This window comes from Metallumcola ferriviriculae (genome assembly GCF_035573695.1).
Lineage (GTDB): Bacteria > Bacillota > JADQBR01 > JADQBR01 > JADQBR01 > Metallumcola > Metallumcola ferriviriculae.
In genome coordinates this window covers 977,558-989,995 of the sequence record NZ_CP121694.1, presented here as the reverse complement: position 1 = coordinate 989,995, position 12,438 = coordinate 977,558, and the positions used below count along the sequence as shown (strand labels likewise).

The following is a 12,438-nucleotide window of genomic DNA, read 5'->3' as shown; positions in this document are numbered from 1 at the left end:
GCTCACCTCCCGTGCAGCACTTCTGCCGGCTGCAGTTTTAATACGTTACCCATAGTCAACACAGTACCCAAAATGCCTACTCCCACAGATAATAGAAGTACCAGCGGTACTACAAGTAATTTAAACGTAACAGCGGCGGAAAAAACCGTCTGCCCAATTATTTGCGCAAAGCCAAAACCCACCACATAACCGACGGTACCGCCGATTAAACCCAGCAATACAGCTTCTGCTAAAAAAATAAGAGCCACTTGCAAACCGCTGGCGCCTAGCGCCTTCATCAAACCAATTTCCTTACTGCGTTCCAGCACACTGGCTGACATCAGGTTGGAAATACCTAAAACAGAACTCACTAAAGCCACCACCGTGAGCAGAGCCATCAGTATCTGTATCTTACCCAGCACCTTTCCCTCTGACTGAGCAACCTGACGTATCTGCTTGGCAGAGACTCCAGGGATAGCTTCCTCCACTTGATAAGCAATGCTTTCTACATATGCCGTACAGTACCATCTCTCAAACTCTTCGCCACTAAGACTTTCCAGGTCTCGTTCTGCTTTCCTCGCTAGTTCATTCTCCGGAGTGGTCAGAGCACTAATTTCTACCTTCTCCACCTGATTTTCCCGACTAACCTGGGTCTGGAGCCAATCCAGCGACAAAATAAGGTCACCTTCTTCGCCGCCAGTGTCTACTATACCCGATACCTTTAGCACCACTGTTCGAAATTCTTCACCGCCATAATTTAACTGCACCTTCATAGTGTCACCCGGCTTTATTCCCGCTTTAACTGCGAGTGGCTCAGCAACTAAAGTTTCCCCTTTCTGCTCATCCGCGGGCCAATCCCCGGTAACTTCCCACCATGATTTTAAATTTTCAACACCGGTAGTAACCGTCTCGCCTGTAGGTATCACAAGGTCCTTGTTAAACCAAGTGCCTATAACTTCTATGTCCTGGCCTTGCCAAGCGGCTCCTGCAGAAAGATAGGGCACAAAGTCAAGAATGTTGTTGCGCCAAAATATCATTTTAATTTGAGATAACTGGTCCTCCGGAATGTAACGCTGTTCCGCCGGTGGATCCAGGGCCATGCCTGGTATCTGCACCGGTAAGGTATCCACTTGGGGAAGTACCATTAAATTCGCCCCATAGCCTTTTAATTCCTTATTGACTTTGTCGCCTATGTCCAAAGAAGTACTTAGCACCGCACTGGCTAACGATGCACCAAGCGCAATGGTCAGAATCGCCAGCAGCTTAGTGCGCCCGCTTTTCAAAAAGGACCTTTTAAGCATACGTAAAAACATTCAGCCACCCCCCCTACTGTTTAAAGACCTCAACGTGTTGTTCCAGTTCATCAGTAAATATAATAATATCTTGTTCATTCTTTTTATACTTAATAGGAATAGGATTACAACCACCGGTAAAACCAATTGTTGGTGTACTGATAATAACATCACAGTTTAAACAAACTACGTCCTTTTTTCGTTGATAATAACCTGTAACTCCACAAATATCACATGCATCCAGCCCAACACCATAAACCCCGGAGCCTTTGTGTATTATTAGAAATCGCACTTCCACCCCGCCGGTAGTATAACTGAACCGATGCAAATCACCATCATTAACCTGCTGACGGCCGATATGCACCATATCGTTCTCCGCCTCCACCGGAACGGCCGCCGATAGCTCCACCTGGCGGTTAGCCAGAACATAGTCTCCTGAAAGTACCGTTACTGCCAGTAGCAGTACCAATAACGCTCCGTTTAACCAACGCCGAAAAAATATCCTTTCAGCTTTAAATTTCCTTGCTTCCGCTGGATTAGCAAATATACTAGCCGGTTGTAACTTTCGCCAGTGCCCATATGAAATAACAATTAGTGCACTAAATATCAAATATCCCATATAAGAAAAAAACGTTATGTTGTTAAGCACAGGAATAAGTAACGCCATCACAAAATCAGTTAATGGTAGTAACCCAGTTATAAAGATAAACCTGATAACCTCAATGAACGGTTTGAGCGCTAATAATAACGCACTGAAAAGAAAAAGTTTATCCCACTCAATACCCACACGCTCCCCTATTTGCAATGCAGTCAATGCGGCAAAACACAATATCGATATTCCAGCGGAGGCACCCAATATGGCAAGTGCCAAATCACTATTTACTAGACTGGTGTTTTGAATAAATATCTGTCTCGGGAATAAGAGGACCCGATATAACCCTTTAGCAATCACCAACGCGCTAAATACAAATACTGCTGCGTTGGTCATCTTCCGATTTTGGCTTAAAGTAAAAACAACCAGCAGCATAGCAACAATTAAAACGGTTCCTTCCAGAACTGTCTCTATCAGCTCCCTTTCACCAAAACCCATTAACAGGACCATGGCAGTGAAGCCAAATAAAAGACCTGTGAGCACCATCCCCAATGCCCGTTTCCTGTTACGCAGCACCAGATAAGCCAATACGGTAATCAGCGCAGCATCAAAACCTGCGTTTAATACCAAAGCAATATTTGTAAGCATGTTACACCTCCCCTGCTGCTAGCGACAGGACAAGCCCCTTTGCACAGTGCCTAGGGGCTTACCTGCTGATATTACTACCATTTACGCGGTATAAAGTTGAATTCCCAATCCACAGTAATGGGTTTCTTCCACCAAGTTGATTCCGGTACACCGGTAACCTCATCAGCGTGCAGGAGATAATCAGTAGGAGCAGAGATTATATAACTCAAACGATATTTGCCGGCACCTAGCATCTGTATGTTAGCTCCATAGTGGGGCCCATCTGCTGCGTTCATCGGCATGAAGCTGCCTTCACGAACCTCACTGGTATCTAGGTTCTCCATTTTATATTTAACTGTTAAATAGGGAACGAATTCTCCAAAACCAAAACCCCGGGGATTATCCTTTAGAGCTGCAATGTCCGCTTCGATGTGTATATCTGCCTCTTCAATCGGGATGCCCGCCTTGTCCTTAGGCTCCATGGCTGACGGCTGAAAATACACCGCCGCAATATTCATTCCTTCCACCTGTACTTCGTCACCAATGGGGTATTCCTTAAAACCATTAGGATCGGCAGCTTGGTCACCGCCGCTACCCGGCGGCTGCCCATCTGAACTAACTCCTTGACTGCCACCGCAGCCTGCAATTAGCAACATACCGACAGTTAATATAGCAATAATTAAATACATTTTTCTTTTCATAAATGTTCTCCTCCTAAAAGTACTTATTTTAAGTAATAGTCCCTTAAATCTGCCCCGGTCTCATAAGCGTTAGCAATATACGTACTATCTACCACCTCCCGTATTCTGTTTGTTAATAAATTGATAAACAAGGCCTACACCAATCGCTGCCAGCAACACTCCTTGTAGGGCTAAACTTTCCCCAGAAGGATAGATACCTATAAGATCAATTCTCGGGGAACCTTGAATGAAGGTATCAGAGATCAGGCCGCCTTCCTGCAGCTCTCGTATACCTTTACCAGCAAAAACAAAGGCAAGGTAATAGAGAAGTGCACTGGTACCTAGAAAAAACGGCTTGAGAGGTATTCGCATGCTCCCCATCCGTATACCCTGATAAAGGATTACCAGTACTACAGTACCTGCGAGGAAACCCAATACCGCCATGCCAAGGCCGCCATCTACATCGGATAATAACGCCTGGTAAAAAAGAACCGTTTCTGCCCCTTCCCGGTACACCGCAAGAAACGCCGTAAACCATAATGCCATTTGGTTGCCTTTACCAACAGAGTCCTGAACTTTCCCTTCAATAAATGCTTGCCACTTATCACTCTCAGCTTTACTAATTAACCAGAAACTAATGGAAAAAAGCACCACCATAGCCAGCAGCATGGTTACCCCTTCCATAATTTCCTGTCCAGCACCGCTAATATTAAAGACATAACGAAAGGCTACCGCTGTAGCAATACTTGCAAAAATGGCCGTAATCACACTTTGGTAAATTACCTTAACTTTATCTTTATTACCCGATTTAACCAGATAGGCAATGATAGCCGCGACAATTAGTATTGCTTCAAATCCTTCTCGGACGATAATTAAAAAAGAATAAACAAACGTACTCCAGCCCGAAACCGGGCCACCACTCATTTCCCCAGCAGCTGCCACTATCCCCCTAGTCAAGCCGTCCACTGCCGTACTGAAATCATCAGCACTTACTCCCTTATCCACCATCTGTTTTAATTCAGTGAAACCGTATTCTAGTTCAAACGACCTGCGAGCTGATATTTTAAGCCGCACTGCCGCTTCCATACCGGTCTCCTCAAAAGGACCAAAGTATGCTTGGTCCACCGCTCCTTTGGCTGAAGACGCATCCCCCCGGCTATATGCCGCTACTGCATCCTGCAAATGCCCATTTACGTCTTCCGCCACCTGCGGCCAATCGGCAGCCACCACAGCCCCAGCCATAATATTTAAGAAAAAAAATGCCGCAAAAATGATATGTACTCCTTTTGATAACTTCCCTGCCTTCAAGAACATGTCAATCCCCCTATTGATAATTATTATCATTCGATGGCTAAAAATAAACCCAAGTTATCTACTTGGTCTTCTTGCTTATAGTGTATGATAATAGTTCTCACTTGTCAAGGTGTTTTAAGGAATTTTTATTTACTATTTATAAACCACCGGACTATGAAACTAATAGAATGCCCCGAAGATCATAACATGCCATGTTACGATTTTGGAGTTCCCTAAATCTGTGCTAAGATAATCATAGTAACTTACCGGAAGGAGCCACTAATGGATATCTTTAAGTCTTTATTTTATTTTATCTTAGCAGGATTGTTTGAAATTGGGGGAGGGTATCTAGTATGGCTGTGGTTGAGAGAAGGTAAAGTTATTTGGTTTGGCCTACTAGGTGGGGTTATTCTGGCATTATATGGGGTTATCCCAACTTTACAACCTGCTAATTTCGGAAGGGTCTACGCAGCTTATGGCGGGGTTTTTATTGTCCTTTCTATATTTTGGGGCTGGAAATTTGATAATATTGTTCCAGATAAATTTGACCTTATCGGAGGTTTGATTGCTTTACTTGGGGTGTTGGTAATTATGTACTACCCCAGAGGGTGATGGCTGCCTTTTCTAATAAGCTCGGCGAATTCATCAGGGAGAGAACTTTCTTCAATAGCCCGCGCAGTAAATGCATAGTCATATGGCACTTGCTTAAATTGTACTGATACAGTATCGGTAACATCAATTAGAGCATACACGGCATTTGGGTTTCCATGCTTGGGTTTCCCCGCACTACCAACGTTAATCACAAACTTGTCACCAGAAAATGTCCTAGAATAAGGTTTATGCGTATGACCGCATATTAAGATGTCAGCTTCATAGTCGTCCAGCATCTGCAATAAATAATCCTCGTCAGTACCCTCGTGAAGATATTCATTTAACATACGGGGGCTGCCGTGAACAATTAAGCCACACCAATAGCACATAAGCCGGTGGCCACAGTAAAAAACAACATAGAAAAAGTTATTACCTGCCGCTTACCGTACCGATCCGCCAGCGGTCCAAAAATCAGCTGTAAAAGACCGAAAGGGATCATATAAGCAGTGATCAGCAGCCCTGCCTCACTGATTTCCAAGCCAAGGTCATTGGCTATAGCAGGTAATATTGGTGAAACTACCCAGTTGTCTGCCATGACTACAAAGCCGGCAAGTCCTAGAGTTCCGATAATTTTTTTTGTGTTCATTTCCTCACCCCTGTTACTAGATAATGTATATTAGTATTTTCGAATATAATTATATTATAAGTTAGTTCATTTGAAAAGCCTTAATTAAAAAAACCAATCATGTTACCCATATCCTGCTGGGATATGGGTAACATTTGACATGCATAACGTATTAGGAGTAAAATTTAGCTATAGAAATTTTCTATTATGTTCTATCTTGGATGTTAGAGGTGATCTTATGGAAGACTGGGTAACTATTAACAAGAGTTTTATTAATATCAAAGAAGCTGAAAAAGTAGCTCAAATAGTGAAGGTAACAGAATCACGATTGTCAAGTGTCCCTAGGGGACCCCAATATGATATAGAAACAAAAATCTGCGAAACAGATAACGGCTGGCAGCTTAAATGGCGAAAATTTCTTGTAGACGTTGACAGCGGTTGCAGTGGATGTTCATCTTGTGAAACTAACCATATTAACACGGATGCTCCATCCAAAGGTAAAGTTATTGAATTTAAACCCAAAGGATCATAACTCTTCTTTTGCCATATAAAAAGTTAAAATTTTCTAAACCCTTACTGCTCAAAAAAAATGGGTTTAATTTTCTAGTTGATATTCCGTCTTCTTCATTGACAATCACATAAAGGTCTCGTACTTTATCACAATAGAGCCTCAATCAATAAATATTGATTGAGGCTCTATTATTTCAAATGCAGCATTGTAAAAACATAAAACTCTTCCCCAGAAAACTTCTCTTTTACACTTTTAATAATGTGTATAATTTATTCAGATAAAACAACCGCACTGTATCTACTTTGATATGCACCGGTTCTGCGGTAATACCTTTTCATACCGGTGGGACCTTTGTTGTATGCAGTTAGCACTGCGTGCCAGTTGTGATACCGATTGTACATGGATTTTAGGTACCACATCCCGATTTCCAAATTTATTTCCGGTTGAAACAACATTTTATAGTTGAAATTATCAATCCCCACTTTTTGCGCAAACCAAGGTGCGTATCTACTGTTTATTTGCATTAGGCCCCTATCCACTGTGCCGTTGGTATTTTGATTATTAACAGCTTCCGGGCGAAATTTGCTCTCAGTTTCGATCAAATTATAGACCATCTCTTTGGGCAAAGCATATTTTTTTGCCTTTTCATTTATAAGCTGAATTATGTCTGGGGTAGTATTATATTTTTCAGCAAATATTTTTACTTCCTCACGCGCTGTGCGCTTCGCCAATATGACACGCTTTATTTCCCCACTGATATCAATCAGTTGATGTTGGGAAATTTCCATATCACGGTGATGTAATGAGCTTACTTTACTTTGAGTAAGGAAACCCGTCAGTACAACTGACACCACCAAAATAGTAATAACGAAGAATAGATTCTTCATCATTCTTCACCACTCCTTTACAACCAAAAATATTACGTGACTTAACACTCCTTTTTTAACTACTAACCAATAAAGGGTTTTATTGCATAAATTTTCCTCAAAAAAATTTTAAGTAATGCAAATTAACATCCCCCGCGTGATGCGAAGTTGCCAAAACGTTGCCCAGCCTTCGTTTAACACTCCTTAATAAATGACTGGTTAATAAATATAGGTTGCCGAAATGAAAAAAACCGCCAACTGCATCAACGCCAGCTGGCGGCTGTTTCTCTTGCCGTCGCATGAGAATTTCACGTTCTTACCCATAAAAGGGTTTAGAAATTTCGACGCCTTTTGTTATCTAAGCAACAAAAAATAGAATGAAGGAATCTTTAAGAAATTTATTGACCGACGGTCAGTCATATGGTATAAATACTATTAGATACTGACCGATAGGCAATAGGAGGTAATCATGAAAAGAATTGTTAAAGATCCTAAGACACGGCGCAAAGAGATACTTGAGGTTGCCGGGGAGTTGATTAAAAATCAGGGATACGTCAATGCGACTGTAGAGGCTATTATTCAGAAGGCGGGAGTGGCGAAAGGTACATTTTATTATTACTTTAAATCCAAGGAAGATGTTCTAGATGCCCTTGTTCACTCGATGGTCGATGAAGTGTGCACAGAGTATAAAAAAATTGCAGCTGAGCCTAAGATGAGAGCAATGGTTAAGATGCAACAAATGTTAAGGGGCCAAAACCAGCTTCCAGAAACAGAAAGTGAGCTGATGGAACACCTGCATCAACCTGAAAACAGAGAACTTCATGAGCGAATTAACATTGAAATTGTTACAAAAATTTCTCCTATATTCGCCCAAGTTATTGAACAAGGCAAAAAGGAAGGTGTTTTTGATGTGGAGAACTCCCTGGAAACAATACAGTTCCTTCTTGCAAGTTCCCAATTTCTTCTGGAATCAGGCCTCTTTAACTGGACCCAGGAAGAGCAGAAGAAACGAATACAATCCATGCAGGCTATTATTGAAAGGTCATTAGGGGCGAAACCGGGGTCTTTCTCATTTATTTAAAGAATTTAATATATCTTGAATATTGCAGATGTACTAAAGCCGTGGCAATAACTTTAAATTTTTATGGCTTTTTAGGAAATAAGAACATGACTGCTAGTCATTATAAGGAGGAAAAAAATGATTTCAAACTACAAGTACAACCCTAAGGTATATTTCATAGTAACCTTTATAATAACGTATGTCCTCTGGTTTGCAGGAGCATATGTAAGTTATCAAAATGGTAAAAGCGGACTATATGTACTATTTATGCTTCCTGGACTGATGACGCCATTTCTTGTATCGGTTGCAATGTTTATGATTTCGAAGAATTCCGATCTTAAAAAGGATTTTTTAAACCGACTTATTAATCCGAAGTTAATACAGACCAAGATGTTGCCGGCACTTTTTTTACTAATGCCGCTATCTGTGCTGATATCTATCGTTCTGTCTCTACCCTTTGGAGGGTCCATTTCCCAGCTTCAACTTGCCGAAGGGTTCTCGTTTTCAACAGGTATTGTTCCAGTATTACTCCTGTTAATACTAGCCGCAAGTTTTGAAGAGCTTGGCTGGAGGGGATATGCATTTGACAGTCTGCAAAGTCGCTATAGTATATTTACGGCATCTATTACATTCAGCATACTCTGGTCACTCTGGCACTTTCCCCTCATTTTTGTTAATAATTCATATCAATATGAAATATTTCAGGAAAGCATCTGGTTCGCCGTGAACTTTTTTGTCAGCATTATCCCAATGGGAGTAATTATTAGTTGGATGTGCATAAAAAACCGGAAAAGTGTTATCGCGGCCATTCTCTTCCACTTCATTGTTAATATGTCACAAGAAATGGTTGCTATATCACAGACAACAAAGATCATCGAAACTGTAGTCTTGACTGTTGTTGTTGCAGTTATTGTTGCATTAGACAGGGAGATGTTTTTCGCTCAAAAAGACACTTCTGCAGGGAATAAACCGCTTAATCTACTAACACTGTAATTTTACTAATTATTACGTCCGCATTGATAAGAATGAATAAAAACATAATGATTCATCTAGATTGAGTTGAATTTTTGCTAGCTGGTGGTTGATGAGAGAGGAGTAATAGAAGGTGAATGCTCAAGAAAAACATTTTAGAAGATTCCTCATTATTTGGTCGGGCCAGTTGTTTTCTGCTATCGGGAGTGGACTTACAGCTTTCGCATTAGGTGTTTTTGTCTTTCAGAAAACTCAATCGGCTACGAGCTATTCTTTAGTCATTCTTTTCTCTTTCCTGCCCACATTCATTCTGCTTCCTTTTGGCGGGGTGCTTGCAGACAGATTAGAACGCAAGAAGATGATGATAGTTGGGGATGCGGGTGCTATTACAGGTATATTATTTATCCTGCTTGTCATGCTATGGGGAAGTTTAGACTTATGGCACATTTACCTTGGAGTAGCAATCAGTTCGGTTTTTGCGGCTATTCATAACCCCGCCTATAAGGCTGCTGTCACCGATTTGGTCACTGAAAAGTTATATTCCCAGGCAAGCGGCCTTATACAATTAGCAGGGTCGGCTCAATATTTAATATCTCCTATTGCTGCGGGGTTCCTTATAAGTTTTTTTGATATAAAAGTAGTTTTAATAATCGATATTTTGACCTTTTTATTTGCTGTCGCAGTTATGTTTATGATTGCGAAGCAAGATGCCGTTACTCCAAAGCATGAAAGGCAGAGATTTTTTCATGACATTAACGATGCCTTCCAATACTTGCTCTCTCAGAAAGGAGTTTTATGGTTAGTTCTGCTAACCTCAATGGTTTGCTTTTTTATAGCGTTATTTCAATCGCTATTTGGACCTATGATGCTGACATTGACTGATTCTAAGACTCTGGGTATTGCCCTTTCCGTATCAGCATCAGGAATGCTTGTAAGCAGTCTTTTTATCGGAATATATGGGATAAATAAAAGCAAGGTGTTTTCACTTTCATTATCCCTTGCCCTTGCTGGTCTATTTTATGCCCTCGTTGGCCTATCCACAACAGTTTTATTGATTATCATCTTTTGTTTTCTATTTTTTTGTACCCTCCCCTTTGTAAACACCACTCTGGAGGTTCTTATTCGGAAAAATATAGATAATCAAAAACAAGGAAGGGTTTGGTCCTTAGTTTATGCTATCTCCCAAGTTGGTTACATATTGGCATTTGGATCAGCAGGTTTTTTAGCTGATCACCTATTTAACCCGCTATTTTACCCTGATGGAGCACTAAGCCAAACAGCGGGGATAATCATCGGCATAGGACAAGGAAGAGGCATCGGTTTTCTGTTCTTCCTTTCCGGCTTACTTGTTTCAATCCTTGCTCTCATTATCGGACGAGTACAACAAATAAGAGCATTGGAACAAACCATTAGTAATAGCATTACATAATATAGTTGTGTTAATTCCTCATTTTCTTTCTCCTGTTGTTGTTGAATTTTACTTTGCTCCAAAGATGAGACAGCGGTATGAGTTGGTGCAAAAAGCAAGCCTATTATAAAAAAAAAAAAGAAATACTAACATATATTTTCGAAAGGTATGCATAAATAGCACCTCCAAAGATAGTTTTTGTTTCAGAAAGTAAATTAAAACTGTAACAATTTGACTATAGCTTTGGAAGTTTGTTTTTCTCCATAAACAAGCTCATTCTGTTTCTGTTTCTGTTCCTTAAAGTGCATCATAAGTAAATCCTGACCAGGTACAGGTCAGGATAGAACAAAATGGCACCGCGGCATATTCCCCACTAAAACCAGCCGCCAGCTGCTAAAGCAGCTGGTCGGCTGGTTTTTACTATCTCTTCCGCGGTAGGTTTATCCCATCGTTTGTAGATATCTTCAAATATGGCAAGGCAATTAAGCCTTTATCCCCGCAAGATATTTGGCTATATCCTTCTTCAAATCCAAGTCATACTGTTGGGTAATAGCTATTTTTTCCATGATAGGCGAACCCCCGCCATGGAGACCTGCTACCTGTTGTACTCCACCCCAACTGGAACATAGCAAATCGGATATCATTCGAAAACAGCGATGTTGATTTTCTGCAGAGATGTTAGGGTTACGCATTATATATTTCTCCAATAATTCTTGGGTTTCTGGATTATACCAATCTGCTTCCGGGGGCAAAGTGGCGATTAAACCACCAGCCAGGTCTGCCAAAGTCTCGTATTCATGATATAGGTGAGTACCTGCATGGTACCGGGCCACATTAGTATAAACTGTATTCGGAATGCACGTGCCCGAACTCGCTTGATGGCACTTCACTGACGCTGCTATCCCCCCTGAATAAACCAGTTCTGCCACAGCTATTAAATCAGCAATTTTATCACGTACATGTTGAGCTTTGGAAATTCCATTGTACTCAGCGACCAGGGCAGCAGCGCCCATAATAACGTCAGCGATACCTGGTTTACATCCCGTGTAGCTATGCCGGTGATAGGTAGCAAAAAGAGCAGCCAGCCTACCCCCATATTCCCACTCACCGCACATGAACACACGCTCCCATGGAACAAATACGTTGTCGAAAATAGTTAAGGAATCACTCATCCCAATTTCTGCAACGGGAGCCTGGAGGCGTACCCGAGGGCGTACCGCGGTGGATCTAATCAACAATTTCACACCCTCAGTGTCAGCTGGAATAGCAAATGCTACAGCCCAATCCGCATCCTCGGGAGCTAGCGCCCTGGTAGGTACCACGAGTATTTCATCCGCATAAGGGGCCACTGTATTATGAGCTTTAGCACCCCGCACCACTATCCCATCCTTTCTTTTTTCTACCACCCGTAAATACAAATCCGGATCTTGCTGCTGATGGGGTCGTTTACTGCGGTCGCCTTTGACGTCAGTTTGTGCGCAATTGCCTACCAAATCATTTTGCTGGTAATACTCTAAATAGGCTAAAAATCGTTCATAATACTCAGTCCCGTGTTTTTCATCAATCTCTTTTGTAACTACCGACAGAGCATTTAAAGCATCTACTCCCATACAGCGCTGGATACATCCACCCACCTTTTGGCACAAGACCCTAGTCATTTCCTGTTTGGCCAATAGATCATCTTTATTCTGGTGGATATGAGCAAACCGGTTTATTGGCTCGCCAGTAAGATGTGAGGTTACCACTGCCAAATCCTTCAAATCGGCTTGTTGGATAGCATTAAAAGTAGTAGATATCACATTAATACCGGGCATTATTTGACTATCATCCCGTGGAACAATTTTGCCATCACGATATACGTTAGGCCGCATAGATTTCAATTTATCTACATATTGTTGCGCGGTACGCACCTCTTATTCCCTCCTTGCGGTTAGTATGATAC

General features: G+C 41.5%; 13 protein-coding genes. 5 read left to right on the top strand and 8 right to left on the bottom strand.

The annotated features are described in order from the left end of the window. Positions 1-2: 2 nt before the first annotated feature. The 4 genes from MFMK1_RS04960 to MFMK1_RS04945 form a co-directional block, all read right to left on the bottom strand. Positions 3-1,292, bottom strand: a complete 1,290-nt coding sequence (locus tag MFMK1_RS04960; RefSeq protein ID WP_366924041.1) for an ABC transporter permease — start codon at positions 1,290-1,292, stop codon at positions 3-5. Between the two features lie 13 nt (positions 1,293-1,305). Then, entirely contained in the window at positions 1,306-2,511 is a 1,206-nt protein-coding gene (locus MFMK1_RS04955; RefSeq protein WP_366924040.1) for a Fe-S-containing protein, read from the bottom strand. A gap of 74 nt (positions 2,512-2,585) precedes the next feature. After that, complete coding sequence (locus MFMK1_RS04950; protein WP_366924039.1) at positions 2,586-3,191, bottom strand: iron transporter; 606 nt, start codon at positions 3,189-3,191, stop codon at positions 2,586-2,588. Positions 3,192-3,275: 84 nt separating this feature from the next. Further along, on the bottom strand, positions 3,276-4,484 hold the full coding sequence (locus tag MFMK1_RS04945) for an FTR1 family iron permease (protein WP_366924038.1): 1,209 nt from the start codon (positions 4,482-4,484) through the stop codon (positions 3,276-3,278). Between the two features lie 261 nt (positions 4,485-4,745). Here MFMK1_RS04945 and MFMK1_RS04940 point away from each other — a divergent pair, with 261 nt between their 5' ends. Then, positions 4,746-5,075, top strand: a complete 330-nt coding sequence (locus tag MFMK1_RS04940) for a YnfA family protein (RefSeq protein WP_366924037.1) — start codon at positions 4,746-4,748, stop codon at positions 5,073-5,075. Here MFMK1_RS04940 and MFMK1_RS04935 read toward each other — a convergent pair. Together MFMK1_RS04935 and MFMK1_RS04930 are read right to left on the bottom strand one after the other, a co-directional pair. After that, on the bottom strand, positions 5,060-5,401 hold the full coding sequence (locus MFMK1_RS04935; protein WP_366924036.1) for a metallophosphoesterase family protein: 342 nt from the start codon (positions 5,399-5,401) through the stop codon (positions 5,060-5,062). The two genes, MFMK1_RS04940 and MFMK1_RS04935, sit on opposite strands and share 16 nt — an antisense overlap. Before the next feature lie 20 nt (positions 5,402-5,421). Next, positions 5,422-5,700: an MFS transporter gene (locus tag MFMK1_RS04930; protein WP_366924035.1), complete on the bottom strand. Its 279-nt coding sequence runs from the start codon at positions 5,698-5,700 to the stop codon at positions 5,422-5,424. A 217-nt stretch (positions 5,701-5,917) separates the two neighbouring features. Here MFMK1_RS04930 and MFMK1_RS04925 point away from each other — a divergent pair, with 217 nt between their 5' ends. Then, on the top strand, positions 5,918-6,211 hold the full coding sequence (locus MFMK1_RS04925; RefSeq protein ID WP_366924034.1) for a hypothetical protein: 294 nt from the start codon (positions 5,918-5,920) through the stop codon (positions 6,209-6,211). A gap of 248 nt (positions 6,212-6,459) precedes the next feature. On the opposite strand, the gene MFMK1_RS04920 is transcribed toward MFMK1_RS04925, so the two are convergent. Next, positions 6,460-7,080 (bottom strand): lytic transglycosylase domain-containing protein, encoded by a 621-nt coding sequence (locus tag MFMK1_RS04920; RefSeq protein WP_366924033.1) that lies wholly within the window; start codon positions 7,078-7,080, stop codon positions 6,460-6,462. 445 nt (positions 7,081-7,525) lie between these two features. Between MFMK1_RS04920 and MFMK1_RS04915 the strand changes: the two genes are divergently transcribed. The 3 genes from MFMK1_RS04915 to MFMK1_RS04905 all read left to right on the top strand — a co-directional run bounded on the left by MFMK1_RS04915 (position 7,526) and on the right by MFMK1_RS04905 (position 10,517). Then, positions 7,526-8,137, top strand: a complete 612-nt coding sequence (locus MFMK1_RS04915) for a TetR/AcrR family transcriptional regulator (protein WP_366924032.1) — start codon at positions 7,526-7,528, stop codon at positions 8,135-8,137. 117 nt (positions 8,138-8,254) lie between these two features. Continuing rightward, positions 8,255-9,109, top strand: a complete 855-nt coding sequence (mmrce1, locus tag MFMK1_RS04910; RefSeq protein WP_366924031.1) for an MmRce1 family CPBP family CAAX prenyl protease — start codon at positions 8,255-8,257, stop codon at positions 9,107-9,109. A 112-nt stretch (positions 9,110-9,221) separates the two neighbouring features. Further along, positions 9,222-10,517 (top strand): MFS transporter, encoded by a 1,296-nt coding sequence (locus tag MFMK1_RS04905; protein ID WP_366924030.1) that lies wholly within the window; start codon positions 9,222-9,224, stop codon positions 10,515-10,517. A gap of 461 nt (positions 10,518-10,978) precedes the next feature. On the opposite strand, the gene MFMK1_RS04900 is transcribed toward MFMK1_RS04905, so the two are convergent. Continuing rightward, a complete protein-coding gene (locus MFMK1_RS04900; protein WP_366924029.1) occupies positions 10,979-12,406 on the bottom strand; it encodes a 4-hydroxyphenylacetate 3-hydroxylase family protein in 1,428 nt (475 codons plus the stop codon). Positions 12,407-12,438 lie beyond the last annotated feature (32 nt).